Here is a 19307-nt window from a genome sequence, read left to right as displayed (position 1 = left end):
TGCTAGTAGCCGGATGAAAGTGAAAACAGCCCTACAGCGAGGCTGGTAATTCATACAGCTGTAGAGCAGATGGACAGAACACCTTAATGGAGGTGGCTAGTGATTGTTGACGCGATATTGATAGGCGCAGGGGCATTTGGTGTTGCTGGTTTCTGCTTTTTAGTCGGTGTGATTGTGGGGGCTACTACAGGCCAGGAGGGCGCGACGACCTTTCCGGTCACGCATGTGAGCTTCGACAGGACGGTCACAGATGAACAGCGCTTGGCCTTTCTTGAAAAGGCAGCAGAGGCCGTCAGGTCTGGATGTTTAAGCCAGGCCAAGCAGCTTAGTGATGATTCCGCCCGCGATGAGGAGAAGTAGCCATATGACTGCGTCGTTCAACTTCGGCTTATGTTTTTCCCAACCCATCCTTTGCAGGCTTGGTCACAGCCTTGGAGGTGCCTTATGAAACGCCCATCCTTTCAGTTTTACCCCGCCGATTGGCGCAACAACGCAAAGCTCAGGCGTTGCAGTTGGGCTGCGCGTGGGGTGTGGATCGAGCTGCTGGGTTTACTGCACGACAGCGATGATTATGGCCTGCTGCGTTGGCCTTTGCGGCAGATTGCACAGGCACTTGGTTGCCCGCTGAAGTTGCTCAATGAGCTGGTGGAGTGCGGGGTGCTTTATGGCACGGAAAAGGGCACTTGTGAGGCGCTGGTTTTCACGCCGCGCAGTGGCCGTAAAAGCGGTGACCCGGTTGTGTTGGTGGCCGAGCAGGCCGGGCCTGTGTGGTTTAGCCCGCGTATGGTGAGGGATGAATATGTGCGCAATGTGCGGGGCATAGGTACGCGCTTTAGTGAGGGGGCAAACCCTTCACCAAAGGGGGGCATTGGTGAAGGCTTGGATACTGCACCCAGCCAGCGGCAAGGTGACGGCTCTACATCTTCTTCTTCATCTACTATTACTACTACAGCACCTACCGGTGCTTCCGTAGAAGCGCGGCAGCGGTTTGAGATGCACCTGGAGTGGCAGCCGGATGACGTGAGCCTGCGGGCGCAGTTCAAAGCGCTGGGGGTTAGCCCGGAGCAGCTGACAGGGGACGTGCTGGCAGAGTTCCGGGCGTTTTGGGTGACCAAGTCGGTTGCTGACAGCCAGGGTGGTTGGTGCCACCGGTTGGTGAAGTGGCTGAAGGGGCAAACCTCCCGCAAGGCCGCTGCCGGAGCGGCTGTGGGGGATGACTGGGCTGCACAGGGGGTGACGTTGTGAACGGGCCTCTGCATGTGAACAGCATTGCTCAGCAGGTGGCTAAGAGCGGGGCGCAGTCAGTGCCAGCGGTTGCCAAGGTGGTGGCGGTTGATCCGCAGACGAAGGCTGTCGTTGATGATCTTTTTGAGCGCCTGAAGGCGCACTTTCCTGCATGGCGGCAGGCGTGGCCGTCTGAGCTTGAGTTGCACGCGGCCAAGCGTGAGTGGCTGGCGGAATTTATGCGGGCGGGTATTCGTTCGCTGGAGCAGATTCAGGCAGGGCTGCGCTTCGCAGCTCGCCATCCGAGTGCTTGGGTACCGGCTCCGGGCATGTTTGTGGATTGGTGCTTTTCGCCGGAAGCGTTCGGTTTGCCGGGGCTGGAGAAGGCTTACCGGATTGCCATGCGCAATACCCATCCTGCACAGGCGGGGATTGCCCGCTGGCCGCACCCTGCGGTGTATCACGCGGCTGTCGCGGCGGGTTATCTCAACCTGCAACGCCTTGAGCGCAAGGTGAGCATGGAGCTGTTCAAGCGCAAGTACCTGGAGCAGTGCAGGCGTATCGGGCAGGGGGAAGAGTTGCCTCCGGCTCCGGTGGCCGAGTTGCCTGCGCCAATGGGCCGTGGCTCTGCGGTGGTGGCGGCTAGGGCTCTGGCTGAGATTCGCGCTTGTATCGGTGGTATTCGCAGTGGCCGTTGAGCCATTGGGGCTGGCCACTCCGAAGTGGAAGCCAAAGCTGAATCGGGATGGTGTGGTGGTGCCGCAGTGCTGGGTGACGGATTCCGGTTACACGGTGGCTAGGGTCTTTCTCCCTGAGCCGGTGTTGATGATTACCCGACCCGGTGGTGCTGAGGCTTTTGCCTACACGCCGGATGCCGGTGAAGCCTGCGCGTTGATCGTGGCTGATTTGGAGGCCTGTGTGGCCAAGGATGGGGTTGAGTGAGTGGGCGTAAGGCAGCAGGGGCGCTGCGTACCGTTGGGGATGTGGTGGTGTGGTGGCTGGCTCGGGTTGAGCAGAACCGGGCTACGTCTGAGAGTTACAAGCGCAGTACGCGTTCGATGGTGAGAAAGAACATCGTGCCTGCCGTGGGCAAGGTGCTGGTGACCAAGCTGGACCGACGCGTGCTGGATGAAAAGCTGGTGTGGCCGATGGTGCAGGACGGCAAGAAGGCGGGCACTTTGCAGAAGGCTTTTCAGGCTCTGCGGCAGGCGTTTTTGTTGGCTGAGCAGACTGGGCGGATCAAGGCCAACCCAATGGCTTCGATCAGTTACAAGAGTTTTGATCGCGGGCGGATCAAGAGTAAACCGGCGCGGCTTTCCCGCGTTGATCTGCCAGAGCTGGTTCAGCACTTGTCCGCTGCCTTCGACCGTGACCCGGTGGCTGGTCTGCTGCCGTTGATGATGCTGGCTCACGGTACGCGTCTGAGTGAGACGCTGCAGAGTGAGTGGCGGCATGTGTCTCTGATTGAGCGCCTGTGGGTGCTACCTGAGTTGAATAACAAATCCCGTCGCCAGCATACGTTGCCGCTGACGCCGCAGGTTATTGCGCTGTTGGCGCGGTACCGGCAGGCCTTGCCGGATGCTCGATGCAGTGTGGGCTGGGTGTTCCCGGTGCGGGGTGGGGCTCACCTGTCGGCCACCTCGGCCAGTGCGATGTTCCGCGCTATCTCCGGTGGCAGGTGGTCGAGCCATGATCTGCGCAAGTTGATGCGTGACTGCCTGGCTGACCTTGGGGTGGATTACTTCATCGGTGAACGGCTGATCAACCACACCCTTGGCAAGACTGCCGAAACCTATCTGACCCGCGATGTGATGGACCGTTGCCGGGAGGCGCTTGAGCGCTGGCATGCACGGTTGGATGAGTGCGGGTTTTCTCTGGCGCATGGGCTGAATAGCGCTGCTCCTGCACTTTCACAAGTTCCCGCTAATGCAGGCGCGGTGCGGGCTGCTGGCTAATCCTGTGTTTTCACGGGGAGAGGATGAAGTTTCATCCAAGCGCGGACAAACAGAGCGCCCTGGTGCGCATAACGATTGGCGAATAGAGGGGCTCAGGTATGAAGAAACGCGAATTTTTGAACAAGCCGTTGGGTGATACGGAGTGGTTGTTGGAGCAGTGGGGCTGGTGGCGCATGGATGGTTCAGGCGTGCCGCGTTATGTGTCGCCGCTGCATGCGCTGATCCGCGATAACACGAACTATCAGGGCGGGCCTAAGCAGTATTCGATTCTGGATGACACGGCACTGTTTATTGACGGCGCGGTGGCTCGGCTGAGTGCACGGGATCAGCAGATGGGGGATTTCATCTGGCTGTACTTCGGGGCCAAGTGGCCTGCGTTGCGTATCGCACGTGATAACGGAATGGGTGAGGCCAAGGCGCGGGAGATCATAAAGGCCGGTGTGGCGTGGATTGATTGCGCGCTGGAAGGGCTAAGAGAGGCCGCGTGAAAATAGTTCTTTCCACGCGGATAAAGAGTTGGTTTTATGGCACCGTGTCCAGCACAACAGCGTATGACACATGATTTTAAAACCCCGGCAGGTGCTGGGGTTTTTTATTGTCGATCACTCAGCAGGCTATGGCCATATTCACCTTGTTGAAGATGATTACAGGCTAGACTGAGCAGTAGATAGTCCTATTTTAGGGAGTAGTCTTGAGCTGGTCGGATGACCAGTGTCGACCGAGACACAAACAAGCATTACCTTATTCAAGTTAATCAATGCTTGGGAAAAGCTATGCAGCCGCGTCCAAAGTCAATCGCAAATGAGATTGCTGACCAAAGATCACTGCTTTGGCAAAACATGACGCAGACACATCATGTTGACGAGGTCGCTATAAAGCGGCTTCAGAATCGCATTAGTGCACTTCTGAAAAACGAGGATATAGACAGCATTACTCGAGCGATGTTTAACCACGAGCTTTCATATCTATATACCTATCAGGGAAAGATGGACGACGCGATGCGTCACTTCGACAGGACTCAAGGAGTATTGCCAGAAAATGCAATGCACCTGTCGAAAGGGCATTTGTTATGGATGAGTGGAGATTTGCTTCGGAGTCGGGAGGCACTGGAAGCAATCGATCTTGGCCAGGGTGATGACCAACTGTTCCGGACTCTCGTTGGCTGCTGTACTTCGGTTGGCATGATTAGCCAGGCGGGGGAGTGCTTAAAGCGCACGTCAATTAAGGGCAGGCTTGAAGACCATTTCATTGAAGCCTCTGTAAAAATCATTACAGATTTAGGCGTCGATGATTGGGAAGTAACAGCACGATTGCAGACAGCCTCCAATATTATTAGGAAGGCCACCAGTCACCCATTTATGGCATACGATATTTTTGCGGATGGAGATGAAGGGATTTTTTTCCAGTTCATTGTAGATGGTAGTGCCCAGGAGCTAGTTGCCTTGGACCACAAGGTGGTAGAAGCTCTCGTCGATAACCATAGCGGAGAACTCGACTCGATGCTTTCTATTGGTATAAAGCCATTTGAACCAAGTGAGTTCGATGTTTCATATGGGCCATACCATGCCAGTGTGTAACGATGAAATCATGGAACTGTCCGAGCAGCTTCTGGAGCTTGGGGCGAGTGAGGCAGTTATTCGTGCATCTATTGGTAGGAGCTACTACGCGCTCTACCACGAGGCTCTGCGCGTTGCGACGGAAATGGGGCTGCCAGAACAAAAAGTGAGAGGCGGCACTCACGAGGCCTTGATCTCCAGATATGAATCACAAGGCAAGCGTTTGGCGGTAATCGCTAGGCTCATAAGGCGCTGTAAATTGCTACGAGTTAAGGCTGACTATCACCTCGACGTAGAAATGACACCAAAGGAAGCCTTGGTCCATATCCTCCAATGCAAGGAAATCGTGGCTGATATCCGCAACATTACAATCAAAAGCGTAAAGCCTTAGACGTAAACCTAATGCTCGGTTTTTCTCTCCCGAACATCCAGAACGGCATCAACATCCTCGCCTAAGGGCGGGTTGGTGCGTGCATTGTGCTGGATTCAAATACACCACCTGGCAACGCTAGGGGTGATCACGAAATATTTTGGCGTTTAAATTATGTCAGAGCCAGGCCCGCTTACAGCCGCTGGCGGTATTGCGCTATACAAGCTTGGCGCATTCGGCGTGATGGCGATCCTAGCTGCCGTAGTTGTTATGGTTATGACACTACCTAAAAGTCCGCGTGAGTTTACAGTCGCACTTATCAGTACTCTGGTCGGCAGCCTTGGTGGCGGTGCGTTTGTGGTGCGCTGGTTTGAGATATCGCACTGGGCACAAGATGATGCTGGGATGATCGCTATCGGCGGTGTGATCTTTGTGTGCGGATTGCCCGCATGGCTGATCGTTCGGGCATTGTTTGCCTGGAGTGAGGCAAAGAAAGACCGGCCCATTACCGAGATTGTTGATGCGGTTCTGGAGGCGAGAAAGAAGAGTGGGTTGTGAATGTGCCGCAGGTTAGTGCGGCACGTTTTGCTTACTTAACTACCAATGCTTCTTGGATCTGATCAGCATACTTGGAGAGTCGGTTTAGTTCTTCGTCCAGTTGTGTGCCATTTACCGGCGATGATGCAACACGGGCAGCAATTAGTTCCAATGCTGCTGCAACAGCAATGCTTCTTTTTCGTTCTGCGCTTGCGTTTGGATAGTTTGAGCTTGTAAAGCCTGCAAGCGCCTGTATCACTTCACTCATCATTCACACTCCTGTTATGTAGTTGAGCTATTGCAGATTGGGGCAAATGGCCATTAATCAAGTGCCCCAAATTATGATGTATTCGATGCTAGGGCCTATCAGTTGTAGACGTCGGACTAGTCCGTGCCAGAAGTTTCCTACAGCCTATTGGCTTAGCTTGAACTAGGTTGTCTGCATCACAAACGTATGCGGATACGACAATGGATGAGCATGCCCCTCCAGTGCTTGAGCTACTGCTCAAAGAACAGCGCAGAACGAACCAGTTGCTGATTGCTTTACTCACTACGTTAAGTGAAGAGCAGGAGCTGGTTGATATTCCAGATCAGTTAGTCACTCCTGAGGTGCATGAGGCGTGCGCCGTTAAGGCTGACGTGTCTTGATGCATCGGCAATCAGGTGGCCTGGATTTCTCTTGATGGAGTGTGGCGTGGCCAGGCTAAAGACTTTGCGGCCCCGCTTGGTGTTGCAAAGCAACCGGCTGACAGTGGCTGCCGAACCGTCTTGGCGTAGCGGCAAAACATCGACCCAGCGTGGTTATGGCTACCGTTGGCAGCAGGCGCGGGAGCGCTATCTGCTGGATAACCCTTTGTGTGTTTACTGTGCCCGTAAGGGGATGACCACGGCAGCCAGTGTGGTGGACCACATTGTTGCTCACCAAGGCAACCCGGATTTGTTCTGGAATCAAGCCAACTGGCAGGCACTGTGTAAGCCCTGCCATGACTCAGAGAAGCAGCGCGAAGAAGCTGCAGCAGGCCAGCGAGGCCGTTAGGGGTAGGGGGGATCAATTTATGGAGTTGGCCCTTTTGCTAGACCGCACCCGATCCCACGTAGACATTTTTCACCCCCCTTAAGGTTTTTTGTTAATGGCGTTAACCGACAAGCAGCGACGGTTTGTTGACGCTAAGGCTCAGGGTGCGTCTAACCGAGAGGCAGCCGAAGCCGCTGGTTACGCGGCTTCAAGTGCTGCAGTGGCCGGTTCGCGATTGGCCAAAAATCCCGAAGTTATCGCCGAACTTGAGATGTTAATGAGTCGGCGAAATGTTAATGCCAAGACGCCTCAGTTAACGCTTGGTGATGACGATGGCGGCATTGATGGTGACGGTGAGTTTCTGGATTGCCTGCCGGTTACTGAAGATCCCCTTGAGTGGCTGATTGCTCTGATGAATGAGCCACGGGCCAAGGTGTTTGATCGCCGGAATGCGGCTCAGACGGTTGTGCCGTATGTGCATGGCAAAAAGGGCGAAGTCGGTAAGAAGGAACTCAAGGCCGAGGCTGCGAAGGCAGCGAGTAAAGGCAAATTCTCAGCAGGCAAGCCGCCGCTCAGTGTCGTTAAAGGTTAAGTCATGCTCTGGACTACATCGTGCCCGGACTGGTGGAAACGCTTGTCTGCCGGGGAGTCGATTATTCCTGAGCCGTTGTTCCCCTCTGAGGCTGAGGAAGGGCTTGAGGTCTTCCGGGCTTTAAAGATCGTTGATGCGCCGGGCTGCCCGACCATTGAGTCGGCGTGTGCGCCTTGGGTGCTGGCGTTCGCCGGGGCGATCTTTGGCAGTTACAACAGTGAGACGGGCCAGCGGCTGATCACTGAGTACTTTCTGTGTATTCCTAAGAAGAACTCTAAATCGACGATTGCCGCTGCAATCATGCTGACGGCGCTGATCCGCAATTGGCGACTGGAAGCTGAGTTCATCATTCTGGCGCCTACCAAAGAGATTGCAGACAACAGCTTCAAACCTGCGGCAGCGATGGTGAAGCATGACGAAGAGCTCTCAGACCTGCTGCATGTACAGCCGCACCTGCGGCTGATTACGCACCGTGAGACGGGGGCCACGCTGAAGGTCGTGGCCGCTGACAGTGATGTGGTCGGTGGTAAGAAGGCTGTCGGTGTGCTGATCGACGAAGCCTGGCTGTTCGGTAAGAACCCCAAAGCGCCGGACATGATCCGAGAGGCTACGGGTGGTCTGCTGTCGCGTCCTGAAGGTTTCATCATCTGGCTGACAACGCAGTCGAACGAGCCGCCTGCAGGTGTGTTCAAGTCGAAGCTGACGTATGCCCGTGGTGTGCGTGACGGGCGGATTGAGGACAACCGGTTTCTGCCAGTTGTTTATGAGTTCCCCAGGGAGATGGTGGACAGCGGCGAAGCCCGCAAGCCGGAGAACTTCCATCTGGTTAACCCGAACATGGGTTACTCGGTGGACCGGCCAACGCTTGAGCGCCTGTTTATGCAGGCCGAGCTGGACGGTGAGGCTGAGGTACGCGGCTTTCTGGCCAAGTTCCTGAATATCGAAATTGGCCTGGCGCTGATGTCAGACAGCTGGGTTGGGGCTTCCTTTTGGGAGCCTCAGGCCATGGCAGGGCTGTCGCTTGATGAGGTGATCGAACGCAGTGAAGTAGTCGTCGCCGGTGTTGATGGCGGCGGATTGGATGACCTGCTGGGCCTCGCCATTATCGGGCGGGAGCGTGGCGGGCGCCGCTGGTTTCACTGGGCGCACGCATGGGCGCACCCGTCTGTATTGGAGCGGCGCAAGTCTGAGGCACCAAGGCTTCATGACCTGGCCGCCAGCGGTGACCTTACGCTGGTGGAAAGGATCGGTGATGACGTCACCGAGCTGGCGGCTTATGTCGCGCTGGTCAATGAGGCTGGGCTGCTTGACCGGGTAGGGCTGGACCCTGCCGGGATCGGGGCGGTGCTGGATGCTCTGCTGGATGCGGGCATTACCGAAGAACAGACCATTGGTATCTCCCAAGGCTGGAAGCTGACCGGGGCAATCAAAACCACTGAGCGAAAGCTGGCCGAAGGCGTGCTGATGCATTGCGGCCAGCCGCTTATGGCGTGGGCCTGCGGCAACGCCAAGGGCGTGCCATCGGCAAACGCCTTTCTGATCACGAAGCAAGCATCCGGCACGGCGAAGATCGACCCGCTGATGGCCACCTTTAACGCTGTGTCGCTGTTGTGCCTCAATCCGGAGGCGCGGGGCGGTATGGATAGCTACCTCGAAAACGGTTTCTTTGGACTCATAGGCTGAGCATGGCATCTCGTTGGTATAACCCGCGCACGTGGCGGTTCTTCGGATACACCGATACGGACACCGGCAACTATGTCGAGATGGACATGGAGGTGGGCGGTAAGAGCACCAAGGCCGGGGTGCGGGTGACGACTAAGACGGCTCTGTCGATCAGCATGGTCTGGTCGTGCGTGAAGATCCTTTCTGAGTCGCTGGCAGGCTTGCCGTTGAAACTTTACGAGGACTCGGACGGTACGGCTTTTCGCAAGATGGTGCCGCGAACTGACCGGGCGCAGAAGCTGCTGCGCAAGCCTAACCCGTTTATGACGCGGCTGAACTTTCTGAAGTTCGTGGTCGTGAACATGGCGCTGCGGGGCAATGCATTTGCGCTGATTGAGCGCAACCGCAACGGCGAGCCTATTGGCCTGGTCCCGTTGCCGTTGGATACGGTCATCATCGATACCGACGATGACCTGTTGTACTGGGTGCAGCCGAGTGGCGCTGAGGCGTTTCCGGTTTCCCCGGAGAACATGCTGCATTTCAAGCTGTTCAGCCTAGACGGCATCGTCGGGCTGTCGCCTATCGAGTACCAAGCGGAAACCATGGGGCTGGCCAAGGCTGGTCAGCAGTGGTCGGCCCGGTTTATGCGCAAGGGCGGCTTCACTGGTGGTTACGTCGTTTACAAGGACTTTCTGACCGAGAAGCAGCATACACAGGTGCTGTCACGCTTCCCGGATGTACGCCGGGGCGATACCGACGACATCGGCAAGATGGCTGTGCTGCAAGGCGGGCCGACGATTGTCCCGGCTGGTATCAGCCAGAGGGACGCGCAGTTTATTGAATCCCAGCAGTTTCAGGAGGAGGCCTTGGCGGGCATCTACGGGGTGCCGCTGTGGCTGGCAAACCGTGCCGGTAAGACTTCGATCATGGGTTCAAACCTTGAGCAGCAGCTGACCGGGTACGTCACCTTCGGGCTTAAGCCTTACATCGACGTGGTTGAAGACGAGCTCAACGACAAGCTGTTCGGCAACTCTCCGCGATTTGTTGAGTTTGTGGTGGAGGGCTTGCTGCGGGCGGACAGCGCCGGGCGTGCTGCCTACTACACCGCTGCCCTCGGTGGCTCTGGTGGTTCGGGCTGGCTGTCGATCAATCAGGTTCGGATCAAAGAGAACGAACCGCCCCTCGACGATGAGAAATACAACGAAGTAACCCGCTGGGAGATGAAAACCAATGTTCAGCAAACTTGATTGCCCGTTTGAGGTGAAAGCCGCAGATGAGGCGGGCAACTTCGAGGGTTATGCCGCTGTGTTCGATAACGTCGATCTGGGCGATGACGTGATCCTCAAGGGGGCCTTCACCAAGGTTAAAACAGCTCGCAACGGGCGCTTGAAGCTTGCCCTGTACCACGACCTTGAGCGGCTTGTGGGTACATCTGAGTTTAGGCAGGACGACCACGGTTTGTACTTGAAGGGGCGGGTCAATCTCGCTGTCAGCTATGCCCGTGACGCCTACGAACTGCTGAAGGATGGAGCGCTGGACAGCATGTCCATCGGGTTCAACACGCTGGAGGCGGACTATCAGCAACGAGCTGGTCGCAATGTGCGTGTCATCAAGTCTGCCGAACTCTGGGAGGCGTCGTTCGTTCCCTTCGGCATGAACACTGAGGCTGAGGTGCTCAGTGTGAAGTCGGACATCCGGCTTTTTGAAAACGCCCTGCGTGAGCGCATGGGCTTTTCGCGTAAGGAAGCGGCGGCTGTCGCTTCGCTCGGCTATCCCGCGCTGCGCCGTGACGGCGGCAGTGAGGCCACGGAGATCGTGGAAGAGCTGAAACACATTTCCACGTTATTCGCGCAAACATTTGGAGCAACGCTATGAGCGAAGTGAAGGAACTTAAAGATTCTCTGGAGCTGCAACTGAAGCAAGGCTTCCAGGGCTTACAGGCCAAGTATGACTCGGCCATTGCTGAGGTAGAGAAGGGCAACACGGTTGCCACTGAGCTGAAAAAGGAAATCCAGACTCAGAAGGATGAGCTGCAGAAGGTCATTGATCAGGTGCAGGATCTGGAGCAGAAGGGTGTGAAGCTGCGCGGCGCTCCGGGTGAGGCCAAGTCGTTTATTGACCTGGTCAAGTCCAATGACAGTTACAAGAACCTGCAGCAAAAAGCAGCTAACCGTGCCGAGATCGAGGTGCTGAAATCCGATCTTGCGAGCATGAAGGAAACCAAGGTGAACAGCGCCGGGATTGTGGTTCCTAACTACGATCCGACGATTCAGCCGGGCATCCGTCAGGAGCTGCGTATTCGTGACCTGCTCACCACTATCCCGGTTAGTGGGCAGAGCTACAGCTACTTCCGCGAGCTGCTGCACAGCCAAGGCGCGAGCACGGTAGCTGAAGGAGCACTGAAGCCCAGCAGTAACGTGACGTTTGAAACAGTCACCGACCGAATCAAAAAGATCGCGGTGTGGATGCCGGTCACGGATGAGGCTCTGGACGATGTGCCGCAAATGCAGGGCTACATTCAGGAGCTGCTGCGCTATGACCTCAAACTGGAGGAAGAGGCGCAGATCCTGAAAGGCGATGGCACCGGGGAAAACCTGTCGGGTCTGATGACTCAAGCCACCACCTATGACACCAAGCTGAACAAGGCCGGTGATACGGCCATTGATATCGTGCGTCGTGCCATCTATCAGGTGCGCAAGCAGTCCAAGCTGTCGGCCGATGGCGTGACCATGACTGAGCTGGACTGGATGAACATCGAACTGCAGAAGGACGGGGAGAACCGCTATCTGTTTGCCAACCTGCAGGGGCTGGTGACGCCGATTCTGTGGGGGCGTCCAGTGATCACCTCGGACAGCATGGATGAAGGCGAGGGCGATACCGGTGGTGAGTTCCTTGTGGCGAACTTTGCACGTTCTACGGTGCTGTTCGACCGTATGTCGTTCCTGTTCAAGATGGGCCTGATCAATGATCAGTTCATCAAGAACGAGCGGGCTTTGCTGGTTGAGGAGCGCCTGGGCTTGGGTGTTCGTCGCCGTGAGGCGCTGGTGAAAGGTCATTTCCCCTCTGCTTGAGTCCACCCGTAACTGTTAAGGCCGGCCATTGAGCCGGCCTTTTTGCATTTGGAGAACGTATGAATATCAAAGCGACGTGGGGTTTTGTCGGTGACGCTGCAAAGCTCGGTACCGAGTCGGCAAAGGTAAAAGCGGGGCAGGTGTTTGAAGGTGTCGATGACGAATATGCCCATATTCTGATCGGCAAGGGTTTGGCCGAGGAGGTGACTGAGGTGATCAAGCCGAAGGAAACCAAACCTGCCTCCGGCAAAGAGACCAAGTAATGGTCATCGACTGGGATGCCCGGCCTGGTTTGCTCGAAAAGATAAAGCTGCAGGCGCGGGTTGAGACAGACGAGGAAGACGAGCTGATCAAGGATTACGTGGCAGCAGCGCTGTTTCACGTTGAGCAGCACTGTGACTGCAAGCTGGTGGACAGCGAGACGGCAAGCCCTACAGAAATGCAGCTAACGCCTGACATCTGGCAGGCCGTGTATCTGCTGGTCGGGCACTGGTACGCAAACCGTGAGGCAGTGGCGCTGGGCACCATCGCTACGGCTGTACCGCTGGGGGTTGAACGGTTGCTCTGGTACAGGAAGCGTTTTTGATGAGAGCCGGTCCCCTTCGACACCGTGTTGCCTTGCACGCGCAGCAGCGTGTGCCTGACGGCGCAGGTGGTTACAGCGAGCAGTGGGTGGAGCTGCGCAAGGTCTGGGTAGAGATCACAACCCCGACCGGTCGCGTGGCGACGGTCGCTTACCAGATTCAGGCAGTTGTCAGTGCAGAAATCCGTGCGCGCCCGGCTAATGATTTGCAGGCCGGGCGGCGTCTTGTTTATGCCCGTAAGGGGGTCACAGCCACCTATTTGATTGAGGCAGCGTTGCCAGACAACGCACACAGCATGCTTCGGCTGCTGTGCTCAAGCGTTACCCCAAAGCCCAAGGGCCAGTGATATGGCCAGACGTTCGAGAGTCCGCGGTGACTTCAAGTTGCGCGGCGTATTGCGTCGTCTGGCGAATATTGAACAGAGCGATTTGCCACCAGCGATGGCGAAAGCTGCTGACTTGGTGCTGGCCGCTCAGCAACAACTGATCCCCAAGGATACGGGCGCTGCGGCTGCGGCTTTGCAGGTGCGTATCAGTAAAAACGGACTGGATGCCCGGATTGGCATTGTCGGTAAGGCAGACAACCGCCGTTTCTTCTATCTGCGGTTTGTTGAGTACGGGACCAAGGGCTACACGGCAAAGCTAAAGCAAGGCCAGTCGGAAAAGACCAACAAGTCTGACGGGGAGGCCTTCTTTGGTTATTCGCCAACAATCCCGGCGATGCCTGCACACCCATGGCTGCGCCCGAGCATTCAACTGACTCGCGACGATATCCGGCTGATTATCAGTGAAGCCGTGCGCAGCACGCTGGCACGGGCTGCCAAGGGGGCTAGCTATGACTGATCCAGGCGTCGCGTTGCAGAAGGCGCTTTATCAGCGGCTGTCCGCTGAGCTGTCTGTCCCGGTCTATGACGCCGTGCCGATGGATACACCGTATCCCTACGTCACGATTGATCGGGAAGTGAATACCAATACCAGCCCGATCTCCGGGCGGCGGCGTAAGCAGCGACTGATCTATCTCAGCGTGTGGAGCGACTACCAAGGCCAGGCCGAGGTTAAACGCCTGCTCGGGGAGATTGAGAGCGCTCTTGATGAGCGGCGTTTGCCGCTTGAGCACGGGCGGGCGGTTTCGGTGCGGGTGATTGCATCCGATGTTAACCGTGAGCCCGATGGCCGTACCTATATGGGCTCCGCCACTGTGCGCGTTATCACGACGGCTTAGCCCAACCAACCATCAAGCCAGTGGAGGAAACCATGGCAGAAGACAACCTCAATACAGCCGCCGGTTGCCGTTTGGCAATCGGCACCAAAACGCCTGCGGTGTCTCAGGCCGAGTATGAAGCCGACAACTACACCGATGTGGGCGAGATCGAGGACTTGGGCGAGTTTGGCGACACGTTCTCAAGCGTGAACTTCACGTCACTGGCAGATGGCCGAGTGCGTAAGTACAAGGGCACCGCCGATGCGGGGGACATGACGCTGACTGTTGGTTTGGACAACGGCGATGCCGGGCAGCAGAAGGTGAAACAGGCCCACGCTGACCGCAGCAAAGGCAACTACAACATCCGCGTTACGCTCAATGATGGAGATCCAGCCGCCGTTCCGCCCGTAGTGCCGACTACCTTCTACTTTGCGGTGAAGGTGATGAACAACACGGTGGCATCTGGCAGCGCTGATAACGTCGTGCGCCGCAATATCACCCTGGGGATCAACACTGACATTCTTGAAATTGCTGCCGGGCCTGAGGCCAAAGGTGTGATCAATGAGTGATGTGCTCCACGGTACGGTCACCGTGGTGATCGGTGCCCGCGTATACACCTTGCAACCAACACTTGAGGCTGCTCTGCGAATCGAAACCCGCTTCGGCGGTTTGCGTGGGGCGCTTGAGTCGCTGCGCCTGCTGAGCATTGGTGCGTGTGCAGACATTGTTGTGGCCGGTGCCGGGCTGAGACCGGATGAACACACCGATGTTGCTGCCGCGATTTTCAAGACCGGTGTCAGCAAGGTCAGTACGGAGCTGACGCCATTTATTGTGGCGCTGCTTAATCCGGTACCGCCGAGCGTTGCCGACCGGGGAAAGCCCGAGGCGGTCAACACAGCGCAGTGAAAAACGGCAGCTACGTCGATTATTTGTACGGCGTAGCGACCGGCTGGCTTGGCTGGCCGCCTGATGTAGCCTGGCGCACGCCTATTCCTCAAATTCTATTGGCGCTTGATGCCCGTCTGGATTGGATGAGTCCGGGGGAGGCCAAGAAGCCGCAAGGCTCCCATAAGCCCGGAAGCGTTGCAGACAAACTTAAAGCCGCCTTGAGAGGGCGGGGGAAGTAACCCAATACAGCCACCTGAACGGTGGTTTTTTTTGCCCGGAGGAAAGCATGGCTGATCAGGAAGTGCAGGGGCTGCTGATTCAGCTTGAGGCCACCACAGCACAGTTGCGCCGTGAGATGGCCAGCGCTGATCAGTTGGTCAACCGCACTACGGCTTCCATCGACCGTAACCTTGCGACGGTTGATTCCGCGTTTGATCGCACTGGTCGTGCGGCGCAGCAGGCTGGCACGCTGATTCGCGGTGCCTTTGCGGCTGTCGCCGGTGCGGGGCTGATCGGTGGGGTTATTCGTCAGGCTGACGCGTACGGACAAATGGCTGACCGGATGCGGGCGGCTACGGACGGCAGCGCTGAGTATGGCGATGTGCAGCAGCACCTGCTGCGTACTGCGCAGGAAACCTATCGTCCGCTGGCTGAGGCTCAAGAGCTTTATATCCGTACTGCCAGTGTGATGCGAGATCTGGGGTTTGAGACTCAGCAAACCCTGGATATCACCGACTCTTTCAGCTTTCTGTTGGTGACCAACGCTGCCACGGCTGATAAAGGCGCGGCGGCACTGGATGCCTACAGTAAGTCACTCAATACCAACAAGGTGGAGGCTGACAGCTGGGTTTCGATCCAAACGGCAATGCCTACCATCGTGGATGCCATTGCAGCGGCTACCGGCAAAAGTGCTGAGGCAATCCGCAAGCTCGGTGTGCAGGGCAAACTATCCATTGATGACATCAACACCGGCCTGCTGCAGACGGTTGAGGCAAACCGCAAAGCGGCTGCTGATATGTCCGTCAGCGTGCAGGATGCCTTGGTCAACATTCAGAACGCCATCGGTGTGTTCGTCGGTAAAACCGAGGAGCAGACCGGGGTACTCGCGAGCCTGGCCGATGCCTTGGGTGTGGTGGCGGATAACGTCGATATCGTAGCCGGTCTGGTTGCTGGCGTAGCTGTCGGTGCCATCACGCTTTATACGGCCAAGACTGTGCTGGCCACTGTTGCCACGCTGCGTAGCATTAAGGTTGCTGTGGCTGATCGTGCTGCGCGTATTGCGCAGGCCGATGCGGTCTTACAGGCGGCAATTGCCGATCAGCGTAAAGCCCAGACGGCCACCATTCTCGCCACCCGTGAGGCAGCGGCGGCGAGGGGCACGGCGGTTCAGACGCAAATGTCCATCCAACTGGCGCAGGCGCGTCAGCGGGAGGCGGTGGCTACAGCAGCGGTTACAGCCGCACAGTCAGGATTGCGGGCGGCATCTGCCGGGGTGCTGAGCGTGCTTGGCGGGCCAGTGGGGTTGGCCATGCTGGCCGGTACCGCTGCTGCCAGCTTTCTGCTGCTGCGGGACTACGCAGATGAAGCAGGGATCAGCCTTGATGATCTGCATAAGCCGGTGCAGCAGCTGCGGGAGGAGTTCCAGAAGCTCAACCGTGACCAGCGCGAGGCATCGCTGGTTAAGTGGCAGCAGGAGCAGATAGGCGCCACTGACGCTGTTAAAGAGGCCTACGGGCAGCTTGCACAGGCTATCCGCAGCAGCGTTGTCACAGCTCCCGTGCGGGACAGCTCGGGTCAGTACAACCAGCAGCTGCAGGCCTACCAGAGCCTGGTCGCACAGTTAAATGCGGCGCGAGAGTCAGGCGAGGATCTGGCGCCTATTCTGCGAGCGGTTGGCGAGCAGATGCGTCTACCTGCGGCCACCGTGGACGGCTGGATCAGACAGGCGGGGGCGGTCAGTGATGCCGACCAGCGCTCGGCGATGATCGCCGAAACGCTGCGTGTGCTGACTGGGGCGCTCGACGAGAACACCAGCTCCACACAGGCAAATAATGCCGCCAAGGCGGGCATGAGCAATGCGGGGCAGAGCTATCTGGATACCCTGCACAAGCAGCTGGCTGGACTGCAGGACAACGGCAATGCAATCAGGATTGCCAATCGCTATATCAGCGAGCATACGGACCTTACCGAGACTGATCGGGTGGCCATTCTCTCCGCAGCCAGTGCTGTGGAGTCACAGAAGAAGGCCAATCAGACAGCAACCCAAGCTGGTAAAGAGCGCACCAAGTCTCTGCAGGATGAGGTGAAGGCGTTGGACGCCATCATCGACCGAGCGCTGCCGGAGCGTAAGCGCCTGGCTGATTTGACTGAGGGCGTTGCCGGGCTACGTGAGGCTCACAAGCTGGGTAGGCTCAGTGCCGAGCAAATGGAGCTCGGCATCCGAAACCTGAATGAGGCCTATGCAGACGGCAGCCTTCAACAGCAGATCAGGGATGAGCAGAAGCTGGCTGAGGCTCGGCGCAACAGCGCGGAGGCATATAACTCAGCTATGGAGCTGGTATTGCAGGCCCGGCAGGACGCTATCAGCAGTGATGTGGCAGGCATCGGGCTCGGCGACGATGAGCGCGAGCAAATGCAGCGCATGGACTCCGTTCGCAAGAAGTACGCGGATCTGCGCCGGGAGCTTGAGCAGCAACAGGAAGATGCTTCACGCAGGCTCAGCCCTGTTGCTTATGAGCAACGCCTGGCTGATCTGGCGGACTTCCAAGCGCGTGAGTTGCAAATGGAGGTTGATGGTTACAGTGCCCGACTTGCTGCTCAGGGCGACTTTCGGAATGGAGCACGGCGGGCTTGGCAGAACATTCAAGCTGATGCTGCGGATGTAGCCGGTGCCACTGAGGAAGTGCTGACCGGGGGCTTTAACTCCGCCCGTGATGCGCTTGTGGACTTCGTTACAACCGGCAAGGCCTCATTCAAGGACTTTGCCAGCAGCATCATTTCAGACATGGCTCGTATCGCCAGCCAACAGGCCGCCAGCTCATTGCTGAGTGGTGTGATGGGCGCTGGTATGTCTATGGTCGGTGGCTGGTTTGGTGGTGGGGCAAGCGCAGGCGCAAGTGCTGCTGATTACAACGGTTCTGCCTTTGCGAATTGGTCGGCCGCGCAGGCTAATGGTGGTGGCTGGAGCAACGGGGTGCAGTTCTTTGCCCGTGGCGGCGCGTTCACAAACTCCATTGTTTCCCAGCCTACAGCTTTCGGCATGGCTGGCGGTAAGCGGGGAATCATGGGCGAAGCTGGGCCTGAGGCAATCCTGCCGCTTGCGCGTGGCGCGGATGGTTCGTTGGGGGTGCGTGCTGTGGGCGGCGGCGGTGGTTCGGGTACCGCGATTTACATCGAGGCACCTGTGAGCATTTTCACGGAAGACCGTAACGGTGAAGGAATGGAGCTGGATCAGCAGGCGCTGGCAACCAATCTGCAAGGCCAAATGAAAGGCATGGCTGAAAGGGCTATTGCCGACTCATGGCGGCCTGGTGGCACCAGTTGGCGGCATGCCAACGGGAGAAGTTGATGGCCATCGAAACATTCACCTGGGCAGCCGATGACGAGGCGCAGTTAGACGGCGCTTTCAAAGTGCGGTCTGCTCAGTTTGGGGATGGGTATCAGCAGGTGGTTGGGGATGGCCTCAATAACGAGAGCCGTCCGTGGGCGCTAACGTTTGGTGGCAGTAAGGATGAGATCGCTCCCATTCTGGCGTTTGTGCGCCGACATGGAGGTTTCCGATCGTTTCTCTGGAGTACCCCGGAGGGTGTGCTGGGCATGTATCGGTGTCCAACTTATCGGCTTCAGGCTAAGCCCAACGGGCTACAGGTGCTGTCGCTCAATTTCACGCAGGCGTTTAAACCATGACTCTGATTCGTGACTTGCAAACACTGGAGCCGGGCGCGGAGGTCGTGCTGTTGGAGTTGGATGGCTCTGATTTTGGTGCAGATGTTTTACGCTTCCACGGGCATGCGATTCCGCATACCCCGGAGGAGATCATTGCTGCGGGTGCTCATGCGAACCAGTTGCCCGCCAAGCCGATCTGGTGGCGGGGGCAGGAGTATGCCGCGTGGCCGGTACAGGTCACCGGTATTGAAGCCAACAGCGATGGCCAAGCCGTTCGCCCGAGCTTCTCGGTGGGCAACGTCAATGGCCGAATTACTGCACTGTGCCTAGCTTTTGAGGATCTGCTGCAGTTCCGGCTGACCATCCGTACCACGCTGGCTCAGTACCTTGATGTAGCCAACTTCCCAACCGGCAACCCTACAGCTGATCCCAATCAGGAAATAGTTGATGTCTGGTACGTCGACCAGAAAACCCATGAGGACGGTGAGACCGTCGTGTGGGACTTGGCTTCGCCTGCTGATGTAGGGGATCAAAAGGTGGGGCGGCAAATGACGACGCTGTGCCACTGGGCTATGACCGGTGGCTATCGTGGTCCTGACTGTGGGTATACCGGGCCATATGTCGATATAGACGGCCAACCCACAGATAACCCGGCCAAAGACGAGTGTGACGGCTGCCTGGGTACCGGCTGCATCCCGCGTTTCGGCGAGGGCAACCAATTGCCCTTTGGCGGCTTTCCTGCCGTATCGATTATCAGCAGGAGCTGAT

28 protein-coding genes are annotated in these 19307 nt (G+C 57.3%); 27 read left to right on the top strand and 1 reads right to left on the bottom strand.

The window, feature by feature from the left end; all coding sequences use genetic code 11:
- Positions 1–99: 99 nt before the first annotated feature.
- The 9 genes from AO726_RS02735 to AO726_RS02695 all read left to right on the top strand — a co-directional run bounded on the left by AO726_RS02735 (position 100) and on the right by AO726_RS02695 (position 5663).
- Positions 100–360 (top strand): hypothetical protein, encoded by a 261-nt coding sequence (locus AO726_RS02735; RefSeq protein ID WP_058066509.1) that lies wholly within the window; start codon positions 100–102, stop codon positions 358–360.
- Between the two features lie 84 nt (positions 361–444).
- Positions 445–1245, top strand: coding sequence for a DnaT-like ssDNA-binding domain-containing protein (locus tag AO726_RS02730; RefSeq protein WP_058066508.1), 801 nt, complete (start codon positions 445–447; stop codon positions 1243–1245).
- Positions 1242–1922, top strand: coding sequence for a replication protein P (locus tag AO726_RS02725; protein ID WP_058066507.1), 681 nt, complete (start codon positions 1242–1244; stop codon positions 1920–1922). The genes AO726_RS02730 and AO726_RS02725 overlap by 4 nt, the downstream gene beginning before the upstream one ends.
- Positions 1912–2166: a hypothetical protein gene (locus AO726_RS02720; protein WP_152987220.1), complete on the top strand. Its 255-nt coding sequence runs from the start codon at positions 1912–1914 to the stop codon at positions 2164–2166. The genes AO726_RS02725 and AO726_RS02720 overlap by 11 nt, the downstream gene beginning before the upstream one ends.
- A complete protein-coding gene (locus tag AO726_RS02715) occupies positions 2163–3179 on the top strand; it encodes a tyrosine-type recombinase/integrase (RefSeq protein ID WP_058066506.1) in 1017 nt (338 codons plus the stop codon). Before AO726_RS02720 ends, AO726_RS02715 begins: the two co-directional genes overlap by 4 nt.
- 98 nt (positions 3180–3277) lie before the next feature.
- Positions 3278–3667, top strand: coding sequence for an antiterminator Q family protein (locus AO726_RS02710; RefSeq protein ID WP_058066505.1), 390 nt, complete (start codon positions 3278–3280; stop codon positions 3665–3667).
- Between the two features lie 216 nt (positions 3668–3883).
- The gene (locus AO726_RS02705; protein WP_058066504.1) at positions 3884–4756 is read left to right on the top strand and encodes a tetratricopeptide repeat protein; all 873 of its coding nucleotides are present in this window, start codon (positions 3884–3886) and stop codon (positions 4754–4756) included.
- Between the two features lie 10 nt (positions 4757–4766).
- On the top strand, positions 4767–5126 hold the full coding sequence (locus AO726_RS02700) for a hypothetical protein (protein WP_152987219.1): 360 nt from the start codon (positions 4767–4769) through the stop codon (positions 5124–5126).
- Between the two features lie 153 nt (positions 5127–5279).
- A complete protein-coding gene (locus tag AO726_RS02695; RefSeq protein WP_058066502.1) occupies positions 5280–5663 on the top strand; it encodes a hypothetical protein in 384 nt (127 codons plus the stop codon).
- Positions 5664–5694: 31 nt separating this feature from the next.
- Here AO726_RS02695 and AO726_RS02690 read toward each other — a convergent pair whose 3' ends face one another.
- Positions 5695–5910, bottom strand: a complete 216-nt coding sequence (locus AO726_RS02690) for a hypothetical protein (protein ID WP_058066501.1) — start codon at positions 5908–5910, stop codon at positions 5695–5697.
- 200 nt (positions 5911–6110) lie between these two features.
- On the opposite strand from AO726_RS02690, the gene AO726_RS02685 reads away from it, so the two are divergent.
- The 18 genes from AO726_RS02685 (at position 6111) to AO726_RS02605 (ending at position 19306) form a co-directional block, all read left to right on the top strand.
- Positions 6111–6290: a hypothetical protein gene (locus tag AO726_RS02685; protein WP_058066500.1), complete on the top strand. Its 180-nt coding sequence runs from the start codon at positions 6111–6113 to the stop codon at positions 6288–6290.
- A 46-nt stretch (positions 6291–6336) separates the two neighbouring features.
- Positions 6337–6678, top strand: a complete 342-nt coding sequence (locus AO726_RS02680) for an HNH endonuclease (protein ID WP_058067074.1) — start codon at positions 6337–6339, stop codon at positions 6676–6678.
- A 94-nt stretch (positions 6679–6772) separates the two neighbouring features.
- Complete coding sequence (locus tag AO726_RS02675; protein ID WP_058066499.1) at positions 6773–7249, top strand: terminase small subunit; 477 nt, start codon at positions 6773–6775, stop codon at positions 7247–7249.
- Between the two features lie 3 nt (positions 7250–7252).
- Positions 7253–8932, top strand: coding sequence for a terminase large subunit (locus AO726_RS02670; protein ID WP_058066498.1), 1680 nt, complete (start codon positions 7253–7255; stop codon positions 8930–8932).
- 2 nt (positions 8933–8934) lie between these two features.
- Positions 8935–10158, top strand: coding sequence for a phage portal protein (locus AO726_RS02665; protein ID WP_058066497.1), 1224 nt, complete (start codon positions 8935–8937; stop codon positions 10156–10158).
- A complete protein-coding gene (locus tag AO726_RS02660) occupies positions 10142–10786 on the top strand; it encodes an HK97 family phage prohead protease (protein WP_058066496.1) in 645 nt (214 codons plus the stop codon). The genes AO726_RS02665 and AO726_RS02660 overlap by 17 nt, the downstream gene beginning before the upstream one ends.
- Complete coding sequence (locus tag AO726_RS02655) at positions 10783–11982, top strand: phage major capsid protein (protein ID WP_058066495.1); 1200 nt, start codon at positions 10783–10785, stop codon at positions 11980–11982. Before AO726_RS02660 ends, AO726_RS02655 begins: the two co-directional genes overlap by 4 nt.
- Positions 11983–12041: 59 nt before the next feature.
- On the top strand, positions 12042–12245 hold the full coding sequence (locus AO726_RS02650; RefSeq protein WP_058066494.1) for a hypothetical protein: 204 nt from the start codon (positions 12042–12044) through the stop codon (positions 12243–12245).
- On the top strand, positions 12245–12568 hold the full coding sequence (locus AO726_RS02645) for a head-tail connector protein (RefSeq protein ID WP_058066493.1): 324 nt from the start codon (positions 12245–12247) through the stop codon (positions 12566–12568). Before AO726_RS02650 ends, AO726_RS02645 begins: the two co-directional genes overlap by 1 nt.
- On the top strand, positions 12568–12912 hold the full coding sequence (locus AO726_RS02640) for a head-tail adaptor protein (protein WP_058066492.1): 345 nt from the start codon (positions 12568–12570) through the stop codon (positions 12910–12912). Before AO726_RS02645 ends, AO726_RS02640 begins: the two co-directional genes overlap by 1 nt.
- Before the next feature lies 1 nt (position 12913).
- Positions 12914–13408 (top strand): HK97-gp10 family putative phage morphogenesis protein, encoded by a 495-nt coding sequence (locus AO726_RS02635; RefSeq protein ID WP_058066491.1) that lies wholly within the window; start codon positions 12914–12916, stop codon positions 13406–13408.
- Positions 13401–13787 carry a DUF3168 domain-containing protein gene (locus AO726_RS02630; RefSeq protein ID WP_058066490.1) on the top strand — a complete coding sequence of 129 codons (387 nt, stop codon included), beginning with the start codon at positions 13401–13403 and terminating at the stop codon, positions 13785–13787. Before AO726_RS02635 ends, AO726_RS02630 begins: the two co-directional genes overlap by 8 nt.
- A gap of 32 nt (positions 13788–13819) precedes the next feature.
- A complete protein-coding gene (locus AO726_RS02625; RefSeq protein ID WP_058066489.1) occupies positions 13820–14335 on the top strand; it encodes a hypothetical protein in 516 nt (171 codons plus the stop codon).
- Complete coding sequence (locus AO726_RS02620; RefSeq protein WP_058066488.1) at positions 14328–14672, top strand: hypothetical protein; 345 nt, start codon at positions 14328–14330, stop codon at positions 14670–14672. Before AO726_RS02625 ends, AO726_RS02620 begins: the two co-directional genes overlap by 8 nt.
- Positions 14669–14893, top strand: coding sequence for a hypothetical protein (locus AO726_RS21385; RefSeq protein WP_082629034.1), 225 nt, complete (start codon positions 14669–14671; stop codon positions 14891–14893). Before AO726_RS02620 ends, AO726_RS21385 begins: the two co-directional genes overlap by 4 nt.
- A gap of 47 nt (positions 14894–14940) precedes the next feature.
- Positions 14941–18222, top strand: coding sequence for a phage tail tape measure protein (locus AO726_RS02615; protein ID WP_058066487.1), 3282 nt, complete (start codon positions 14941–14943; stop codon positions 18220–18222).
- Positions 18222–18560 carry a phage tail protein gene (locus AO726_RS02610; protein WP_058066486.1) on the top strand — a complete coding sequence of 113 codons (339 nt, stop codon included), beginning with the start codon at positions 18222–18224 and terminating at the stop codon, positions 18558–18560. The genes AO726_RS02615 and AO726_RS02610 overlap by 1 nt, the downstream gene beginning before the upstream one ends.
- Positions 18557–19306: a phage minor tail protein L gene (locus AO726_RS02605; RefSeq protein ID WP_058066485.1), complete on the top strand. Its 750-nt coding sequence runs from the start codon at positions 18557–18559 to the stop codon at positions 19304–19306. The genes AO726_RS02610 and AO726_RS02605 overlap by 4 nt, the downstream gene beginning before the upstream one ends.
- Position 19307 lies beyond the last annotated feature (1 nt).

The sequence above is a fragment of the Pseudomonas sp. TTU2014-080ASC genome (genome assembly GCF_001446935.1).
In the GTDB taxonomy this organism is placed as follows: Bacteria; Pseudomonadota; Gammaproteobacteria; order Pseudomonadales; family Pseudomonadaceae; genus Aquipseudomonas.
This window is presented reverse-complemented; position numbering and strand designations above follow the sequence as displayed.